Origin of the sequence: Sutcliffiella horikoshii (genome assembly GCF_002157855.1) — a bacterium.
In the GTDB taxonomy this organism is placed as follows: Bacteria; Bacillota; Bacilli; order Bacillales; family Bacillaceae_I; genus Sutcliffiella_A; species Sutcliffiella_A horikoshii_C.
On sequence record NZ_CP020880.1, the window covers coordinates 3,266,310 to 3,285,161 of the forward strand.

The following is an 18,852-nucleotide window of genomic DNA, read 5'->3' on the forward strand; positions in this document are numbered from 1 at the left end:
TATACCCAAACATATATTTTATTAGAAAAATGAGTACTATGTAAAGCCTCTTTATTCAAAATTAACATGAAGGTATGTCGAAAACAACAGAAAACTGTCGATGAAAAGTTTTGTATACGCTGTCATTTTCCATTGTTGACATTTTGGTCAATTTTATTATGTATATCTCTTCAAGGTAGTCGGCATTCGAACATGTAGCTCTTTTTTTAAGATACCCAGCTTATTCCTTACTATCCAAAAGAAAACAGGAGGAAAATGCTTCATTCCCTCCTGCTGTAAATACTTTTTTATCAAATAGTCTATTGGTTAATTTTTTCTGGCTTAAGTTGTTCTTTAAAAGAAAATGCACCAATCCGTTTATATTTCGCATAGCGGTGTTCAATCAATTCCTCAGCAGTGAGTGGCATCAGATCTTGAAGGGACTCTTTTAATATTTCTTTTATTCCCTTTGCTTGAACATCCACATTCTTATGGGCACCGCCCTTTGCTTCCGGAATGATTTTATCAATGATTCCTAAATCATGCAGATCAGGTGCAGTGATTCTCATGGATTCTGCGGCTTTCTTGGCGAGACTGGCATCCTTCCACAGGATAGCAGCCGCGCCTTCTGGGGAAATAACAGAATAGGTGGAGTTCTCTAGCATGTGCACATGATTTCCGACACCAAGTGCAAGGGCTCCCCCACTTCCGCCTTCACCGATGACGATGCAAATTACCGGGACCTTCAAACCTGCCATTTCGAAAAGGTTTTTGGCAATGGCTTCACTTTGGCCGCGCTCTTCCGCAGCCTTTCCAGGGTAGGCACCCTTCGTATCAATGAAACAAACGATAGGACGATTGAATTTTTCAGCCTGATACATCAACCTTAATGCTTTGCGATAGCCTTCTGGATGAGGCATACCGAAATTTCTGCGGATATTTTCTTTTGTATCTTTCCCACGTTGATGCCCGATGATGGTAACTGGTACGCCTTCAAACTTACCGATTCCACCTACTATTGCTTCATCGTCTCCGTAATATCTGTCTCCGTGTAATTCTAAAAAGTTCGTGAAAACACGCTCTATATAGTCCAAAGTGGTGGGGCGTTCGGGATGTCTGGCAATTTGGACGCGATCCCACGGGCTTAAGTTCCCGTAAATATCTGTTTCTAGTTTTTCTAGCCTTACTTCTAGTTTCTCAATTTCGTTAGTAAGATCCATCTCGCTATTTTTCGTGAACTCTTTTAGTTCACCTATTTTCTTGCGAAGCTCTACTACCGGTTTTTCGAATTCCATTTCTCCTACCATCTCGTCTCCCCTCCTCCCTGATGTATATCTAATACGTTCGTTAAGGTTTCTTTCAACTCAAGACGAGGAATAACCGCATCTAGTTGCCCGCATTTCAATAAAAATTCAGCAGTTTGAAAGTCTTCCGGAAGGTCTTCCCGAATAGTTTGCTCGATGATACGTCTGCCGGCAAACCCTATTAAGGCTTTCGGTTCTGCAAAATTATAATCTCCTAATGAGGCAAAACTTGCAGAAACACCACCGGTCGTCGGGTGAGTCATCACGGAAATAATCAACCCGCCGCTTTCGCTATGAAGCTTCAATGCACTACTAGTTTTTGCCATTTGCATCAAACTTAAAACACCTTCCTGCATTCTTGCACCGCCAGAAGCTGTGAAAATGAGGAATGGCACTCTTTTTTCCTTTGCCTTTTCAATGGCACGGGTAATTTTTTCCCCCACTACCGATCCCATGCTTCCCATACGGAAAGTAGAATCCATAACGGCAACAACAAGAGGAAGACTATTAATGGTCCCTTCACCGGTTACAACAGCCTCATTGATTCCTGTTTTCTTCCGGTCACCTTCTAGCTTTTCCAAATAGTTTGGGAAATTAAGAGGATTTTCAGAAACCATATCCTCATCATATGCAGTAAAGCTGCCTTTATCTAGTAAGCTTTGGAGCCTTTCTTTTGCATTCATGGGATGGTGGTGGCCGCAGTGTAGACACACCTTTAAATTTTTCATTAACTCTTTTGTATACATTATTTTTTTACAGCTAGGACACTTGGTCATTATTCCTTCTGGTACATCTTGATTTGCTTGTTCCGATGGAATGGATGCGTATTTTTTCTTCTTTGTGAACAAATCCTTCAACAAAACAACAGAACCTCCCTTAATTACAGAAACTTGTTACTTAGTTTTGGTATTTGGTACTAATAACAGGTCAAAATATAGGTAAGCAAGGCTGTTAACATTATTTCAATAAACAAATTCCTTTACTTACCTTTATACTCATACTGTTAATGTAACGGAAACTCCACGAAGGATGTTGTAGATTCTTGTCTACTTTTTATCGACAATTTCCGTAAAATGTTTTTCATATAGCTTTATTACTTGTTCCGCCTGCTTTTCTCTCATCGCCTCTAGTAACTCTTCCAAAACACCACTCTCTATCATATTATCCTCAGAGATAATACGTGCATAACTATTTACAAGCGTCCATATCCTTAGCATCAAACTGTTATCTACTATCGTTACTATTGCTTTGAAAAGATCTGTCCTAGAAGTGGGAGCTGAAAGCATTTCTCTCAAATTCTCATATTCTTTAACAGAAGCTTTTTTCATAAATAGCTGGATGCATGATTTTTCTATCTCCAGTTTGGTTTCTAACAGATCGTTTTTGGTCTTGTCTTGCTCCAAAATGAACGTCCCTAATAGTTCTACCAGATGGTGCTCCTTGAAATCTTTTATGAATGTTCCCTCTCCGCGTCTTGTTTCGATAAGCCCCAAGAGCTCTAGTGCCCGAAGTGCTTCTCGAACAGAGGACCGCCCGACATTCAATCTGTCGGACAGTTCACGTTCGGAAGGAATCTTGTCGCCTGCTTTCAGACCGTCTGCTACAATGATGGCCCGAATTTTTTTGACAATCTCTAGATACATTTTCGTAGGTGTAGTCATAGACTATTCACTTTTTCCGATAATAGCGGTCCGTCTGGTTTTTTCTGCTACCTCTTCTGGATCAACCTTGATACGGGCAACTCCAGTTTCCATTGCAGCCTTTGCTACAGCCGCTGCCACAGCAGGTGCTACACGCGGATCAAAAGGTGCTGGAATGACATAATCATCACTTAGCTCATCAGCAGAAACCAGGCTTGCAATTGCTTCGACCGCAGCTATTTTCATTTGTTCATTAATGTGGGTCGCTCTAACATCTAGTGCACCACGGAAAATCCCCGGAAATGCCAAGACATTGTTTACTTGATTAGGAAAATCGGAACGTCCTGTCCCCACTACACTCGCACCTGCAAGCTTTGCTTCTGCCGGCATGATTTCCGGGTTCGGGTTGGCCATGGCAAAGATGATGGAATCCTTGTTCATGCTTTCGACCATCGCTTGCGTCAATGCTCCTTCTACAGATACCCCGATGAATACATCAGCATCTTTCATCACATCAGCCAATGTCCCTTCGACTTTGTTACGGTTTGTATAGGTAGCGACTTCCGCTTTTACACTATTCATTCCATATGGGCGCCCTTCATAGATCGCACCTTTTGAATCGCACATCGTAATATCTCTTACACCATATCGATATAATAGTTTGATGATGGCAATTCCTGCTGCGCCTGCACCGTTGGCCACCACTTTAATTTCTCCGATATTTTTTTTCACTAGTTTGAGGGCATTTACAAGTCCTGCAACCGTTACAATTGCCGTACCATGTTGATCGTCATGGAAAATAGGGATGTTCGTTTCTTTCTTCAGACGCTCTTCCACAACGAAACAATTAGGAGCAGCGATATCTTCCAAATTCACCCCTCCGAAAGTAGGCTCCAGAAGCTTTACTGTTTCCACGATTTTATCGACATCTGTCGTGTTTAAGCAAATCGGAAATGCATCCACTCCTGCAAAACTTTTGAACAATACCGCTTTTCCTTCCATAACCGGCAATGCTGCTTCAGGACCGATGTTTCCAAGGCCCAATACTGCTGTACCATCTGAAACCACAGCTACCATATTGCCCTTCATCGTATAATCATAGACTTTGTTTTTATCATCATAAATCGCTTTACACGGCTCAGCCACTCCAGGAGAATATGCCAGACTTAAGTCTTTGGCATTTCTTACAGGTACCTTTGATTTGGATTCCAATTTCCCTTGGTGGATCTTGTGCATATGTAATGCTTCTTCTTTTAAAGACATGATACATGTCCCCCCTGCTATTTTTGTCATCCTCACTGCCTTTATTACGTTAGGATCAAGTGATGACTTCCCATTAATATATTTTCCATTTCATTATACTAAAAAAAACAAGGAAAAGGTGGTCTGACCACCTCCTTGTTAACTATATCATAATATTAATCATTGTAAAGATTTTTTGAATACAACGTTCTCTTCTCCGAGGATCGTTTTAAGCTTCAGTAAACACTCTTCAGTAGGCGCTACATACAAGGTTGGCTGCAGCTTTATCGTCTTCTTCGCTTGCGTATAATGGACATACACCGTTGATGGACCATGATGCGTTTTCAGCACTTTTTGAAGATGTTGAAACACTTCTTGCTCATGCTTGTCTTCGTCTATTTGCAGAAAAAGATCACCAATAAGATGTGCATATTGTTCTATCAATGTATCAATTTCGATGATATTTTTGATAATCAGCTGAACTTTCCCTTCTCGTTCTTCCAGGTTTCCTTCCACCATTAACGTTTCCCCAGTCTTTAATACATGTGAAAAACGTTTATATAGTTCTGGAAACGCCACTGCTTCCAAGTCCCCTGATTGATCGGAAAGTGTAAGAAAGGCCATAAGGTCTCCCTTTTTCGTTCGAATTACTCGTTCATTAGAAATGAAACTTCCGACTCTCGCCTTTCTTCGCCCTGTGGAGGAAAGGTCAAGGATAAGGGAACCACCACCGAGCTGAAAGTAAGCTGCAAAAGGTTCTGTCGGATGTTTGGATAGATAAAAGCCAAGTGCCTCTTTCTCCAATTGCAATTGTTCTGTCAGCTGTAACGGTTCCACCTTCACATACTTCGGCTTAATATTGAATTCTTCTTCCATGAAAAAGTCAATTTGATTATCATCTGAAGGCATGACAAGCTCTGCATGCTGCATGGCAACATCTAAAGTTGCAAGAAGTGTGGCCCTGTCTTCGCCAAACTCATCCATGCTTCCACCAAAGATAAGCATTTCAATTGTTTTACGGTTGATTTTAGAAGAAGCCCTGTTACAAAAATCAAACAGGTCACTAAACTCCTTCTTTCTCCGCTCTTCTATCAGAGCTTTTATCGCCTGTACTCCTACCCCTTTAATCGTTAACAAACTAAAGCGGATGCCGCCCTCTTCCACTTGAAATACAATTCCACTTTTATTAATAGAGGGTGGCAGGACTTGTATGCCTTTCCGCTTCGTCTCTGTAATATATTGGGAGAGTTTCTGCTCACTTCCCATCACGCTGGATAGGAGGGTTGCCATAAAAATTTTCGGGTGGTTTGCCTTCAGATAGGCAAGCTCATAAGATATCATACTGTAGGCAACGGCATGGCTTCGGTTAAAACCATAGTCGGCAAATCGTACAATCAGATCATAGACAGAGTTGGCAACCTTCTCGTCATAGCCTTTCTTCAAGCACCCTTCCACAAAATGCGCACGTTCTTTGGCAAGCACTTCTTTCTTTTTCTTTCCAACCGCTCTTCTTAACAAATCCGCTTCGCCCAGTGAGAATCCTGCCATCACCGCTGCGATTTGCATGATTTGCTCTTGATACACAATAACCCCAAACGTCTTCTCCAAAATGGGGATCAGGTCTGGATGCGGATATTCCACTTTTTTCAACCCGTGCTTACGTTCAATAAACAAAGGAATTTGTTCCATTGGCCCCGGCCGGTACAGGGCGTTGACTGCCACGATATCTTCTAGGTTCGAAGGCTTAAGCTTTGTAAGAACCTTTTTCATCCCAGGCGACTCTAACTGAAAGATCCCGGACGTATCCCCTTCACTTAAAAGGCGGAAGGTTGCTGCGTCGTCAAGTGGGATTTCTTCTATATGTTGTTTTGTTTCTCTTTTCACTTCATGGCGAATGCTTTGAATCATCGTTAAGTTTCTCAATCCAAGGAAATCCATCTTCAGCAACCCAAGCTCCTCAAGCGTTTCCATCGTGTATTGAGTAAGGTAGATGTCTTGTTGTCCCGCTTGGATCGGGATTAATTCCGTTAAAGGCTTATGGGTAATGACCACCCCTGCAGCATGTGTGGAGGAATGTCGTGGCAGCCCCTCAATCTTTTGCGCTGTTTGAAAGGCGCGCTTTCTTTCCTTTGTCTCGTTAATTGCGTTTTGGAGTTTTTCATTCTCTTGATATGCCGCATCAAGGGTAATTCCTGGTCTTGATGGGATCATCTTAGAGATCATCTCAAGTTCTTTCCCTGAAAGATTCAAGGCTTTTGCAACATCACGCCATGCAGCCTTTGCTGCCAACGTACCAAATGTGATGATTTGGGCAACATGCAGCTCTCCGTACTTTTCAGCAACATAACGGATGACCTCATCCCGCTTATTATCTTGAAAATCAATATCAATATCGGGCATCGTGATTCGTTCGGGATTAAGGAATCTTTCAAACAACAGATCATGCACTATTGGATCCACATCCGTGATAAAAAGGGAATAAGCGACCAATGAACCTGCGGCAGAACCACGTCCCGGACCGGTCAAAATCCCCGTATTCCGTGCATAATACATAAAATCCCAGACAATTAAGAAATAGTCGCTGAACTTCATTCCTTTTATTACCTGAAGTTCATATTGAAGGCGATCCTTATATTCTTGAGAAGGTCCCCCAATTCTTTTATGAAGTCCTTCCCAGCAGATTTCCTCTAAATACTCGTCTGCATTTTTCTCCTCGGGAACCGGATAACTTGGGAGAGCCGCTTGTCCAAACTCCAACTCTATATGACATTGGTTACTGATCTTCCACGTGTTCTCCAAGGCATCCGGAATATCTTCGAACAACTGTGTCATTTCATTGGTTGCCCTCAAATAATCCGGAGCCTCTTTTGGCAGTGATTCGAGTTTGGTGCCTTGTTTGATGCTGCGTAAACATTCATACACAAACACATCTTCCTTGTGCAGATAATGCACCTTGCTCATGGCCACAATCGGCAACTCGCTATGTCTTTTCCGGGTCGTTTCAGATTGTTCACGTGACTCGGCTGAATTCCGGTCAATTCCAAGGTACACACAATTTTGCTCGAACATTTCCAGATAAGCTTCCGCAGTTTGCTCTTCATTTTGCGCAAGTTCGGATTCAGAGCCAGATAAAATTGCGATCAGCCCTTTTGTATAATGCTTCAGCCACCTTTTCGGAACCCCTTGTTGCGATTTGGTTTGAACGACACTCGATAACTTCATCAAGTTAGTAAACCCCATGTTATTTTTTGCCAAGAGAATGACAGGGTACGGTGATTCCCCGTCCTCCCCGTCTGATAGGACAGATAGCGTCAGACCGATGATTGGCTTGATGTTCGCAGACTTACAAGCTTTGTAAAAATCAACGGCCCCATACATCACATCTTCATCTGTAAGCGCAAGGGTGTTTAAACCAAGCTCATTGGCACGTTCAACAAGCTTAGAAAAACGGACAGAACTGTTCAGCAGGCTGTAACTGCTTTTTATATGTAAATGAACTACACTCATTAATCATCACACCTTATTTAACGCTTCCATTTTATATATTCATTATAGGGTCTATTCCGTTCCAAACACAATGAAGAAACTTCTCCATTAACGTCACATACTTACAACATCCTGTCCATATATATGAATAAGAACAGAAAGGATGATGAATATGGACGTTAAAGATCCATTCGTCGCGACCCTTATCTTCAGTTTTTTCATTGCTGTCGGGGTAATACTTGGAGGAGCAATCATTGGTGGAATTGCTGCTTTTTTAGTGGGGGACCCACCTTTGACTAGAATGTGGAGCTTGGCCAAAAGTTTGAAGATATGGGCGATTGTCGCTGCCATCGGAGGTACCTTTGACACCTTTTATAATCTAGAAAAAGGGCTGTTTAACGGCGAAACGAAATTTTTAGTAAAGCAATTGCTTTTAATCATCTCTGCAACCGGCGGCGCACAAACCGGAGCACTCATCATCAGCTGGCTTACTCAGGAGACCTTATAAGATGAGGGTTCCTCCTTATAACCGCGATCCCGGGTGGCAGCGTTTTTTTTCCGGGGTGGTATTGGGTGCAATAGTAGGCTGGTTGATATTCATGCTTATGTATGGTGTCACTTTGGAAAAAAATATTGGCGATCTTATAAAATATAAGGAAGAAGTGAAAAGCTATAAAAACAGAATTCATATTCTGACAGAGGACAATGACAAATTAAAAGAGGAAAAAGATCAGTTAAAAATAGAAGACTTTAAGATATCCATCATCAATCACGAAAAATACATGCTCAACTCGTTCAGCCGCTCCTCCATCATTGCCAGAATTACAGAGGATCTTAACGACCAGGTGTCAAAAGACGTTGCTAGCATTAAAGACAATCGCCAATTGCTGATAAAAGTCATCGAAAACAAAAGCTACGCACTTGATGACAAACGCTACTACTTTGAGGTCGACTTTCTTTATATAGACACAACGATTGAAATGGACTTGTTGATTGTGAAAATGGAATGAGGAAGAAGCGACTGCCTGTTGTTGTAGCTTCTTCCTCTTTCACCTTTCTATTCCCCTTGCAATTGTGCCCTTGAAGCTTCAATCAGGTCAGCAAGCACATGGTCCGCTTCTTCCCATTTATAAATAGATGCCCCTGATGCCAACGGATGACCTCCGCCGCTGTACTTTTTGGCAATTTCATTGACAATGGTCCCTTTCGAACGAAGCCTCACCCTGATCTGATCTGCTTCTTCTATAAAAAATACCCACGCCTTAACGCCTTCAATATTACCAAGCATCCCCACCAACTGTGATGCCTCTGAAGGAAGGGCATTATATCGCTGCAAAATATCCGGTGTAATCTTCATGGAAGCAATCCCATTCTCATGCATAGAGAAATTCTCCAATACATAACCGCTAAGCTTGGCAATGTGCAATTTGGTGCGATACAGCTCCTCGTAAAGATCCGTCATCGAGAAACCGTAGCTCAACAGTTCACTCGCATACAAGAATGTCTTAGTATTGGTGCTTTGGAAAAGGAATCTGCCCGTATCGCCGATAATGCCTGCGAATATTAGCCTAGCAGCCTCTTTTGTCATCACCCAGCCTTGATTTTTCCCGGCCAGATACAATTCGTATATCATTTCACTCGTTGAACTGGCATCCGTGTCCACCCACATCATATCCCCATATCTGTCCTCATTCGGGTGATGGTCGATTTTTATCCACTTAGCTGCCAACTTGTATCGCTTATCACATATGCGATCAGTATTTGCCGTGTCACAGACAATGACAAGAGCCCCATCGTAACTGGAGTCCGGTATCTCATCAAGCTTGCTCAAGAAGTTTAATGACTCTTCCGCTTCCCCGACGCGATACACCTTTTTCTCCGGATAACTTTCCTTGATCAACTCAGCCAACCCACACTGTGACCCATATGCATCCGGATCCGGCCTGACATGACGGTGAATGATGACCGTATCATGCGCCTTAATTTCATCTATTATCTGTTGCCTCATCGTATGTAACCCTCTTTCACCTGAATCTTTTCTTTTATTTAATCACAGTTTGCCTTGTTCTCAAAGGAATATCATTTTAGTGGAAAAGTAGAATTTTGTTCACGAACACGTTACAATATAGCTTGTATGCGTATGATAGAATTATAAATATCTTGTATGAACTATATAAAGGAGTGTGTCCTTTTGGCTATTTTTGTTTTTCTCATTATCTTTTCATTAATGTTCTATTTAATGTATAAAGTAAAATACTTCCGCACTCAATTGCCGGCTGAAAAGAAATGGCTAAGCGCAAAATCCAGCATCGCGTTGGGTAGTTTTGTATTCTTTTTTGGCGTTAATTCCCTTATTAACCCACTATCCACGGTCGCCATCGTAGTGGGCATCATTTTGTTGGTTGTAGGTTTGGGCAGCATCTGGGCGGGCTACAAAGCCTACCGTTTCTACCTGCCATTTGCAATCGAAGAAGCAGAAGCAGTTAAGGAAGCGGAAATGAAAGAGAAGACGGTTATGGATTGAAGATTAGTTGAGAGAAAGTCGTTCCTTTTTTTTGGGGGCGGCTTTTTTGTTATGGCGAAAAGGAAATTCTAAAATGTTCTAACGAGTAAATCCTCCCTTTTTTGTCGCCAATCGAGGGCAAGCTTAGTGATACCAATATATTATATGCTTCTGATGCAGAACTAATTAGAAGGAAATCCCTCAACTCTTTGTTCTGAATGGTAGTAGATATTAATAGTTTATAATCTTCTAGCGCATAAAGGTGCGCTGACAGTGATTGGCTATTGCACCTCTTACAAGTCCAATATTTTCTTTTTTTCTTCATCATGTTGAACCCGCAATTCTTACATATTACGCCTTTTATCAGTTCTTCCTGTTTAATGTTGTAGTTCTGTAGAAAATTAAAGCTATCTGGAGTATGTTTCTTTATTAGTGTTTTCGTAAGCTTGTTAAAATCTTTTTTATTCAGGACTGCGGATGAATGGAGTGCATTTATTTCATTTATTCTATTTGGGAGATTAGTTAGAAAAGTTACCTTTTTCATAAGTGAGGGAGAAGTTTTGAGTAAATGGGATTTACTGTGAGTTAAAGCTACCAAACTCGCAATTGGTAAGCTTGGGAAGCCGTGGTGTTCTAACCATAACGAAAGTTGATAACGGTGGCGAGCTACTTGTGATAGAGGATCTGCCATTCTTTCCATTTCCCCATCTGCCTTATGCCGGATGAGTTGACATCCCACTTCGTCAAATTCTAATTTACCTGAAACGTATTTGCAATCTATTATTAAGCAATGGGTTGATGTAATGAGCAGCGTGTCTATTTGAAAGTATCTACCTTTCGGGTCCTTTATTCGGAGGCCATGAAGTATGTGGTAGTTTTCATGAGGGAGAAAGGTTAAATAGTAGTCTAATGCCTCTTCCCCTTTGTAACCGTATTTCATTTTGCCATATTCCTGTTCAATCAATGGGTATTGATGGTGGGATGGTACCAGCCTCCTCAAGCCGGCTTCATGGATCAGCATCCTATTCGACTTTTCTCTATGCATTTTTATCATTTAGTCACACCTTTGTTAACTTTGTCTTGGTACTTTCGACTCAGGACTTGAAAATCCCTTTAAATTCTACAAAAAGAACATCGGATTCTGACATATCCATTCTAAAATGAATATATCCATTGTAAATCCGATATATCCATTGTAAAACGTATTTATCCATTCTAAAATCCATATATCCATTGTAAAATTAATTTATCCATTGATCCCCCAGCCCCCCAACAAAAGCCCTTCAACACTTCAGTCTTTGCACTCGAACTTGCACTCGAACTTGCACTTGCACTCGAACTTGCACTTGACCTTAGTTCCCCCAGCCGCAACGTCCCCCAACCACCAACCACCAAAAAACGCCCTCACCCCAAAAGGTGAGAGCGTCAGACTCCAATACGAGCCATCCCTTCTAACAATCCACTTACTGTATCAACTGCACCATCATCATCGCCTTGCCGACGACATTGCCTTCGTGGTACACTTCCACGTCCACTTTACCGAACTTGCGGCCGACCTCGAGCACTTTAGGCCGAATCTCGATGGTGCTGTCGATCTGCACTGGCTTAATAAAATAAATCGTAATGTTCTCCACGACCATGTCACTCTTTTTCAAATTGCGGATCACACGCTTTGCCGCTTCAGTCACGATGGTTGTAAATACCCCATAGGATATTGTTCCGACCGAGTTGGTCATCTGCGGGGTCACTTCGCTTTGGTAAGCCTCTTCCCCTTTTGATTCTGTGACATCCATGAACTGATTGGTCACAATATCATCTAGCGTTTCCCCGACTTGCGGCTGCCTTTGGATCATTTGCAACGCCTTCAATACGTCCTGACGGCTGATGATTCCAAGAAGACGATGGTTCGGGTCGACTACCGGCAGCATCTCAATCCCTTCCCACACCATGATATGGGCAGCAGACGCGACCGAAGTTTTACCATTAACGGTGATTGGGTTTTTGGTCATCACTTTTTCAATAAGCGTCCCGGAGTCCTTGCCGAGCACATCCTTGGAAGTAACCACACCCTGCACCTTCAAGTTTTTATCGATGATTGGAAAACGGCTATGTTTGATTTCTTCATTCACCTTATACCATTCCGCAATGGTATCTTCTGTCGTTAAGTAAGTCGTCGCTTCAATTGGAGTCAAGATATCCTCGACCAACACGATTTCTTTTTTGATCAACTGATCATAGATGGCACGGTTGATCAAAGTCGCAACAGTGAATGTGTCATAACTGCTCGAGATAATCGGAAGCTTCATTTCATCGGCTAATTTCTTAACCTCTTCGTCCGTATCAAAGCCACCGGTAATTAACACGGCAGCGCCAGCCTCGATGGCAAGTTTATGTGCGTTGTAACGGTTACCGACAATCAACAGATTTCCTGCTTCTGTATAGCGCATCATCGCCTCAAGTTTCATGGCACCGATAACAAATTTGTTCAAGGTCTTATGGAGTCCCTCTCTGCCGCCAAGAACTTGTCCATCCACAATGTTAACCACTTCAGCAAATGTCAGCTTTTCAATATTCTCTTTCTTTTTCCGCTCAATACGAATAGTACCAACGCGTTCGATGGTACTAACATATCCTTTATTTTCGGCATCCTTGATTGCTCTGTATGCCGTACCTTCACTAACCGTCAACGCCTTAGCGATTTGTCGTACTGATATTTTTTCTCCAATAGGCAGTTCTTCAATATAATGGAGAATCTGTTCATGCTTTGTCACACTCTTCACCCGTCCACATAATTATTTGTACCTTCATTATACGGGTGTTAGAGCTTGTATTCAATGTGTTTACTGATATTGACGCAATCGCACCTTTTTGACTTCTGCCAATTTCGCTTTGCGCACCATTCGCTTTCGCTTTGGCAAATACATGATTGCTGCAGTATTGCCGCCGACTGCCATCAAGGCAAGCACCAACCACGCAATCCCGAACCACCCTGCAAGTCCATCTTCTGTCACCGGTAAACGCGGAACGGCAATGTATAACATCGCACCGATACATAATAATGATAATAAAAGTCTATTCTTCAACACATGACACTCCTTCCAAACTCTATAGCTTGTATCATGTATATTCCGCACAACAAAAAAAAGAAGCAAATCCGCTTCTTTTCTTTGCATCTGCCTATAAATCAAGGACCTCTCCCACTTCAAGCACTCTCCCGACACCTTCAGGAAGTTTGCTAACAAACTCTTGTGGATTTTGTTCAATGACAGGAAACGTATTAAAGTGAATTGGCACCACGGTACTTGCATCAAGCCATTTTGCAGCGAGAACCGCATCATCCGGACCCATCGTAAAATTATCCCCGATTGGCAGGAAAGCGACATCAATATTATTTAATTCCCCAATCAATTTCATATCAGAAAATAATGCTGTATCTCCGGCATGGAAAATCGTCTTCCCATCAATGGTTAACAAGATCCCACTCGGCATGCCAGTATAAACAATTGTTTTCGTTTCATAATCTGTATAACTAGAGCCATGGAAAGCCTGTGTCAATTTCACTTTTCCGAAATCGAATTCATGTGCACCACCAATATGCATCTCATGTACCTTCACACCTTGCCAGCCCAAGTATTCTGCCAGTTCAAAAGGTGCTACGACCAGAGCGTCATTTTTCAAAGCCAGATCTACCGTATCGCCGACATGGTCATTGTGGCCGTGTGTTAAAAGAATTACATCCACTTTCAAATCTTCTGCTTTTAAATCTGTCAGACCATTACCCGTAATAAACGGATCAAAAAGAATCGTTTTACCATTCGCCTCAACTTTTACTACGGAATGTCCATGATAGGAAACTTTCATTCTAACAACCTCTCCTTCTCCAGCTCAAATTCTTCATACCCGTTAATCTTCTCTTTTTTAATCAAAAATCCTCCTAATAAAATTTACACAAGTATGATTCCCTGATACTCTTAATGTAAACGTATTAAACTTCGTAACTAGAAGTAATTGACCAAAAAGGAGTGGCTGATATGAAAGAACATCGTCTGAAGCAATTGGTAGAGTGGCTGAAACAGGAGGACTTGTCCGGTTGTTTCTTAACGTCTACCCCGAACGTATTTTACATAAGCGGTTTTTACACAGATCCACACGAAAGACTTTTGGGACTTCTCGCTTTTCCAAACAGCGAGCCTGCGATTGTCTGCCCCAATATGGAAGTAGAACAGGTAAAGAAAACAGGCTGGAACTACGGAATAGTCGGGTACAATGATACGGATGATCCTTGGCAAAAGGTTCAGGAGTATGTGAAACAACAAGGAATTCAAATGGAAAAACTGGCAGTAGAGCAGGAACATATGACTGTCGCTCGTTTACATAAGTTAGAAGAAGTCTTCCCGGGCGTAAAACTTGCCGCGGCAGAAGATAAAATGTATAAGCTTCGTCTTGTAAAGGATGAAGAAGAGGTATCCATTTTGAGAGAAGCAGCCAAACTAGCCGACTTTGGAGTGGAAGTTGGGGTGCATCACCTGAAAAAAGGTGTGACAGAGCAGGAGCTTGTTGCAACGATTGAGTATGAGCTGAAGAAAAAAGGAATCAGCCAAATGTCCTTTTCCACGATGGCGCTGACAGGTTTAAAGACAGCAGCTCCTCATGGAAAGCCTGGTTTGGATCAAGTAAAGGATGGCGACCTTGTGTTATTTGACCTTGGCGTTGTCTTGAATGGATATTGCTCAGATATCACAAGAACCGTTGCCTTTGGTAATGTGAACGAACAGCAACAGGAAATCTATGAAACGGTATTGAAGGCGCAGCTTGCTGCCGTGGATATCTGTAAACCAGGTGTCGAAATCGGACAGATTGACCGTAAAGCCCGCTCGATCATAACGGAAAGTGGTTATGGAGAATTCTTTACACACCGAATCGGTCACGGACTAGGCATCGAAGTGCACGAGTATCCATCCATGAATGAAACGAACACGATGAAACTGCAAAAAGGAATGGCCTTTACGATTGAACCTGGTATCTACAAACCAGGAGTAGGTGGCGTACGAATCGAAGATGATATTTTAGTTACAGACAACGGAATCGAATTGCTGACAAGCTACCCGAAAGATTTACAGATCATTAAGCCATAAATAAAAAACAGGTATCCATGTCTCCCATGGGCACCTGTTTTTTTTATAAAATTTAATTAGCTCTTCACTAAAAGATTGCTTGCGCTCTCATACGCCAACCCGTGAGACTCTGCCACTGCCGCATATGTTACATATCCGTCTAGCGTGTTGATTCCCTTTAGGATAGCTTCATTATCCAAGGAAGCTTGCTTGTAGCCTTTGTTTGCAATTTGCACCGCATAAGGAACCGTAACATTCGTCAATGCGATAGTGGATGTACGTGGAACCGCACCAGGCATGTTTGCAACGGCATAGTGAACGACTTCATGCTTCACATATGTTGGATCGTCATGCGTAGTAATGCGATCTGTCGTCTCGAAAATTCCACCCTGATCAATTGCGATATCCACCACAACAGAACCTGCACCCATGGATTGAATCATTTCCTCTGTTACAAGCTTCGGCGCTTTAGCACCTGGAATTAGAACAGCACCAATAACAAGGTCTGATTCTTTCACAGCGATTTCAAGGTTTAACGGGTTACTCATAAGTGTCTGGATGTCTTTACCGAAAATATCATCCAACTGACGAAGACGATCCGGATTTAAGTCCAGGATGGTTACATCTGCGCCAAGTCCGATTGCCATCTTAGCAGCATTCGTACCAGCGACACCTCCACCAATGATCGTTACCTTCCCGCGGCGTACACCAGGAACACCACCTAGAAGAATCCCTTTTCCACCTTTGATTTTCTCAAGGAATTGCGCACCAATTTGAGTAGCCATACGACCGGCAACTTCACTCATAGGAGTCAACAACGGAAGGGATCCGTTTGGAAGTTGAACTGTCTCATATGCAATACCCACTACTTTGTTATCAATCAAAGCCTTTGTTAATTCTGGTTCTGGAGCAAGATGCAGATAAGTGAAAAGGATTAGCCCCTCACGGAAATAGCTATACTCAGAAGGAAGTGGCTCTTTTACCTTCATGACCATATCCATGGACCATGCTTCTTCTGCCGTTTCCACCATTTTAGCACCAGCTTGTACATATTGCTCATCAGTAAAGCCGGATCCAATACCAGCTTCTTTTTCTATGTATACTTCATGTCCGAATCCAACAAGGTTTACTACACCTGCAGGCGTCATCGCAACACGGTTTTCGTTGTTTTTTATCTCTCTAGGTACTCCAATTCTCATGGATCAAATACCTCCCTCTTCATAATCACAAAGCGTTAAGACGTAACTAATATAACATTAAACTAGAAAATGTAAAATAGTTTTTTATGCATTTTTGTAAGCGCTTTAAAACAGGCGGAATTATCTATATTATCTAAATATAGAGGGAAATTCCCTTAGGTTATCGGAATCGGTTGATAACCTCTACTCCCCCTGTTACTTCCAGTACCGCTCCTGTGATCATATCCGAGTTTTCTTCACATAAAAATTCAATGGCCCTGGCAATATCTTCACCCGTGCCAGAACGGCCGACCGGGGTATTCTTGGAGTCCTCTAAGCCTCTCGCATGGTCAATCGTCGCCTCTTTCATTTCTCCCACAATATTACCCGGACAGACCATATTGGCCGTGATGCCATGTTCGGCTTCTTCGATAGCGATCGATTTTGTCAACGAAACCAGTCCAGCCTTAGAAGCAGCAAACGCAGATCGGTAAATCCAACCTGGAGATGATTCAGCTCCCTGAAATCCGTATGTGATGATACGCCCGAATCGCTGTTCTCTCATGAAAGGAATTGTTTTACGGAAAAGATGAAAAACAGCGCTAAGATTGCCTTCTATCATTTCATACCACTCCTCATCGGAGTAATCAGCCAATTTTTTTCGTTCAAAAATATAGGGCCCGGCGTTATTGACCAAATAATCAATCCTTCCGTATCGCTCCACTACTTCGTCTATAAATTGTTGCATCTGTTCTTTTTTTGTTACGTCTCCTTGAAAAAAGTGCAGTCTGTTTTCTCCAAAGTGACTCCATTCTTTTTTTAGTTTCTCGATGGTTTCTGTATCATTTCTATAATTTATCGAAACGGAACATCCTTTTTTCAACAACTGTTCCGTCACTTTTTTTCCAAGTCCTTTGGAACCAGCTGTAATTACGGCATGTCTCAAACTGGCTTCCCCCTTAATAAAATTGCGTACTACTATATTTTCTTGTAAATTGATTAAATTTACAACATATAACCCGTTAAGATACGATAAAATGATTGTTAGGTACACGAAAGAAAGGAGTCTGACCTTCATATGGCGAAAGCACAAACTGTGACATTGCCTCCTCAAAGCAAGATTGAGCGGTACGGTTTAGAAGCCGTTCCACAAGAATTAAGAAAAACACGATGGTATGAATATTTAATCATTCAGGTTGCATTTTCAGTGAATGCCGGGAACTTCCTTGTCCCGGCACTTGCTGTGATTCAAGGGGGACTCAGCTTTTATGCAGCCTTTCTTTCCACTGTTTTTGGCGCTACACTAGCCTTTTTATTTGTTTCTTACTTATCATTGCCTGGCGCTGAACGGGGAATCCCCTCCCAATTTGCCATCCGGTCCATAATCGGGATAAAGGGATCAAGATACATTTCCTCCCCGATTCGTACAATTACATCCCTCTACTGGTTTTCTGTCCAGACCATAGGTGGTACGCTGGTGATACAATTTATTCTTGAAAGAGCCTTTCAGTTTTCTACGCCATTTTACATAATCGCCATGATTTTAGCATTGATTATGAGCGGACTTGCACTTGTGGGGTTTGATGCGGTAAAAAGGGCGACCAAGTATTTTATGCCATGGCTGATTCTCGGACAGCTTGTGATGCTGTATCTTTTGCTTATTAAAGGAATGAGTGTGAACTCCGCTGTCAACGTTGAAGGTGGCTGGAATCTTCCCATCATGGGCTTTTTTGCAAGCCTTGCTTTTGTTCAATATGTATCTGGTGTGTCCTCTTCAGCAGATGTGACAAGGTACGCAATTACTTCCAAGCAGGGGTTCTGGGGCTTATTCAGCGGAAATGCTTTAGGCTTTATTCTTACTGCTTTTTTCGGAGCGTACACAGCTAGTCTGACAGGAAACCTTAATCCGTTTATTGCAACAAGCGAGATGACCAACTCCGGCCTGTTTACTTTGATTATTTTAGGGGCGGCCATATTATCAATGGTTTCGATTAACTTAAGCAATGCCTATACCGGCGGATTCAGTCTGTTGAATTCACTACCTCAACTTGGCAGGGTGAAAAGTAGCATTCTTTTTGGTGCTGCAGGAATAGTTTTATCTCTGTCACCCGCATTGGTGGAAGAAGCTGAACGCTATATTTCTTTGATTGGTGCTTTTGTTATCCCTTTATCTGCTGTTATTATAACTGACTTTCTTTTTATAAAAAGGAAGCAGATTGAAGTTAGGGAAGGATTACCTTCTTATAATAAAATTGCGTTTGTTTGCATTGGTATTGGGATAGGTGTTTATTTACTCTTGCCGCAGGACTTTTCTCCCGGTTTCTTGGCTTTCCTTTTTACAGGGGCACTTTATTTACTTTATAAAAAGTTGTCAAAAAAATAGGTGCCTGGGGTTGGCACCTGTTT

General features: G+C 42.1%; 17 protein-coding genes. 5 read left to right on the plus strand and 12 right to left on the minus strand.

The features are described 5' to 3' along the window. Window positions 1-299: 299 nt before the first annotated feature. The 5 genes from accA to dnaE all read right to left on the minus strand — a co-directional run bounded on the left by accA (window position 300) and on the right by dnaE (window position 7,672). Window positions 300-1,286 (minus strand): acetyl-CoA carboxylase carboxyl transferase subunit alpha, encoded by a 987-nt coding sequence (gene accA, locus B4U37_RS16770; RefSeq protein ID WP_088019151.1) that lies wholly within the window; start codon window positions 1,284-1,286, stop codon window positions 300-302. Beyond that, the gene (gene accD, locus B4U37_RS16775) at window positions 1,280-2,143 is read right to left on the minus strand and encodes an acetyl-CoA carboxylase, carboxyltransferase subunit beta (RefSeq protein WP_088019153.1); all 864 of its coding nucleotides are present in this window, start codon (window positions 2,141-2,143) and stop codon (window positions 1,280-1,282) included. Before accD ends, accA begins: the two co-directional genes overlap by 7 nt. Window positions 2,144-2,329: 186 nt before the next feature. Continuing rightward, window positions 2,330-2,944, minus strand: a complete 615-nt coding sequence (locus B4U37_RS16780; RefSeq protein ID WP_010195630.1) for a FadR/GntR family transcriptional regulator — start codon at window positions 2,942-2,944, stop codon at window positions 2,330-2,332. Window positions 2,945-2,947: 3 nt separating this feature from the next. Further along, window positions 2,948-4,186 (minus strand): NADP-dependent malic enzyme, encoded by a 1,239-nt coding sequence (ystJ, locus tag B4U37_RS16785; protein WP_010195629.1) that lies wholly within the window; start codon window positions 4,184-4,186, stop codon window positions 2,948-2,950. 159 nt (window positions 4,187-4,345) lie between these two features. Continuing rightward, window positions 4,346-7,672: a DNA polymerase III subunit alpha gene (gene dnaE / locus B4U37_RS16790; RefSeq protein WP_088019154.1), complete on the minus strand. Its 3,327-nt coding sequence runs from the start codon at window positions 7,670-7,672 to the stop codon at window positions 4,346-4,348. Between the two features lie 151 nt (window positions 7,673-7,823). Between dnaE and ytrH the strand changes: the two genes are divergently transcribed. Both ytrH and ytrI read left to right on the plus strand, forming a co-directional pair. Then, the gene (gene ytrH / locus B4U37_RS16795; protein WP_010195627.1) at window positions 7,824-8,159 is read left to right on the plus strand and encodes a sporulation membrane protein YtrH; all 336 of its coding nucleotides are present in this window, start codon (window positions 7,824-7,826) and stop codon (window positions 8,157-8,159) included. A gap of 1 nt (window position 8,160) precedes the next feature. Next, complete coding sequence (ytrI, locus tag B4U37_RS16800) at window positions 8,161-8,661, plus strand: sporulation membrane protein YtrI (RefSeq protein WP_088019155.1); 501 nt, start codon at window positions 8,161-8,163, stop codon at window positions 8,659-8,661. Between the two features lie 47 nt (window positions 8,662-8,708). Here ytrI and B4U37_RS16805 read toward each other — a convergent pair whose 3' ends face one another. After that, window positions 8,709-9,659 (minus strand): DHH family phosphoesterase, encoded by a 951-nt coding sequence (locus B4U37_RS16805; RefSeq protein WP_088019156.1) that lies wholly within the window; start codon window positions 9,657-9,659, stop codon window positions 8,709-8,711. A gap of 183 nt (window positions 9,660-9,842) precedes the next feature. Between B4U37_RS16805 and B4U37_RS16810 the strand changes: the two genes are divergently transcribed. Beyond that, window positions 9,843-10,175, plus strand: a complete 333-nt coding sequence (locus tag B4U37_RS16810; RefSeq protein ID WP_088019157.1) for a YtpI family protein — start codon at window positions 9,843-9,845, stop codon at window positions 10,173-10,175. Window positions 10,176-10,224: 49 nt separating this feature from the next. Here B4U37_RS16810 and B4U37_RS16815 read toward each other — a convergent pair whose 3' ends face one another. From B4U37_RS16815 to B4U37_RS16830, 4 genes are all read right to left on the minus strand, one after another. After that, window positions 10,225-11,208 carry a nuclease-related domain-containing protein gene (locus tag B4U37_RS16815; RefSeq protein ID WP_088019159.1) on the minus strand — a complete coding sequence of 328 codons (984 nt, stop codon included), beginning with the start codon at window positions 11,206-11,208 and terminating at the stop codon, window positions 10,225-10,227. Window positions 11,209-11,617: 409 nt separating this feature from the next. After that, the gene (locus tag B4U37_RS16820) at window positions 11,618-12,925 is read right to left on the minus strand and encodes a CBS domain-containing protein (RefSeq protein ID WP_088019160.1); all 1,308 of its coding nucleotides are present in this window, start codon (window positions 12,923-12,925) and stop codon (window positions 11,618-11,620) included. Between the two features lie 69 nt (window positions 12,926-12,994). Further along, window positions 12,995-13,237, minus strand: a complete 243-nt coding sequence (locus B4U37_RS16825) for a hypothetical protein (RefSeq protein WP_392396772.1) — start codon at window positions 13,235-13,237, stop codon at window positions 12,995-12,997. A gap of 94 nt (window positions 13,238-13,331) precedes the next feature. Beyond that, complete coding sequence (locus B4U37_RS16830; protein ID WP_088019161.1) at window positions 13,332-14,015, minus strand: metal-dependent hydrolase; 684 nt, start codon at window positions 14,013-14,015, stop codon at window positions 13,332-13,334. Between the two features lie 170 nt (window positions 14,016-14,185). Between B4U37_RS16830 and B4U37_RS16835 the strand changes: the two genes are divergently transcribed. After that, window positions 14,186-15,289, plus strand: a complete 1,104-nt coding sequence (locus B4U37_RS16835; RefSeq protein WP_088019162.1) for a M24 family metallopeptidase — start codon at window positions 14,186-14,188, stop codon at window positions 15,287-15,289. Between the two features lie 56 nt (window positions 15,290-15,345). Here the strand turns inward: B4U37_RS16835 and ald are convergent, their stop codons facing one another. Both ald and B4U37_RS16845 read right to left on the minus strand, forming a co-directional pair. Next, on the minus strand, window positions 15,346-16,467 hold the full coding sequence (ald, locus tag B4U37_RS16840; RefSeq protein WP_010195501.1) for an alanine dehydrogenase: 1,122 nt from the start codon (window positions 16,465-16,467) through the stop codon (window positions 15,346-15,348). A gap of 160 nt (window positions 16,468-16,627) precedes the next feature. Further along, window positions 16,628-17,392, minus strand: a complete 765-nt coding sequence (locus B4U37_RS16845) for an SDR family oxidoreductase (protein ID WP_088020338.1) — start codon at window positions 17,390-17,392, stop codon at window positions 16,628-16,630. 132 nt (window positions 17,393-17,524) lie between these two features. Between B4U37_RS16845 and B4U37_RS16850 the strand changes: the two genes are divergently transcribed. Then, entirely contained in the window at window positions 17,525-18,829 is a 1,305-nt protein-coding gene (locus B4U37_RS16850) for a purine-cytosine permease family protein (protein WP_088019163.1), read from the plus strand. Window positions 18,830-18,852: the final 23 nt, after the last annotated feature.

Bases quoted from the DNA above. Each gene is read 5' to 3' on its own strand.
- B4U37_RS16805 (WP_088019156.1), bottom strand. From the start codon at position 9,659: ATGAGGCAACAGATAATAGATGAAATTAAGGCGCATGATACGGTCATC.
- ald (WP_010195501.1), bottom strand. From the start codon at position 16,467: ATGAGAATTGGAGTACCTAGAGAGATAAAAAACAACGAAAACCGTGTT.
- ytrI (WP_088019155.1), top strand. From the start codon at position 8,161: ATGAGGGTTCCTCCTTATAACCGCGATCCCGGGTGGCAGCGTTTTTTT.
- B4U37_RS16850 (WP_088019163.1), top strand. From the start codon at position 17,525: ATGGCGAAAGCACAAACTGTGACATTGCCTCCTCAAAGCAAGATTGAG.
- ytrH (WP_010195627.1), top strand. From the start codon at position 7,824: ATGGACGTTAAAGATCCATTCGTCGCGACCCTTATCTTCAGTTTTTTC.
- B4U37_RS16780 (WP_010195630.1), bottom strand. From the start codon at position 2,944: ATGACTACACCTACGAAAATGTATCTAGAGATTGTCAAAAAAATTCGG.
- B4U37_RS16830 (WP_088019161.1), bottom strand. From the start codon at position 14,015: ATGAAAGTTTCCTATCATGGACATTCCGTAGTAAAAGTTGAGGCGAAT.
- dnaE (WP_088019154.1), bottom strand. From the start codon at position 7,672: ATGAGTGTAGTTCATTTACATATAAAAAGCAGTTACAGCCTGCTGAAC.
- B4U37_RS16835 (WP_088019162.1), top strand. From the start codon at position 14,186: ATGAAAGAACATCGTCTGAAGCAATTGGTAGAGTGGCTGAAACAGGAG.
- B4U37_RS16815 (WP_088019159.1), bottom strand. From the start codon at position 11,208: ATGATAAAAATGCATAGAGAAAAGTCGAATAGGATGCTGATCCATGAA.
- ystJ (WP_010195629.1), bottom strand. From the start codon at position 4,186: ATGTCTTTAAAAGAAGAAGCATTACATATGCACAAGATCCACCAAGGG.
- accA (WP_088019151.1), bottom strand. From the start codon at position 1,286: ATGGTAGGAGAAATGGAATTCGAAAAACCGGTAGTAGAGCTTCGCAAG.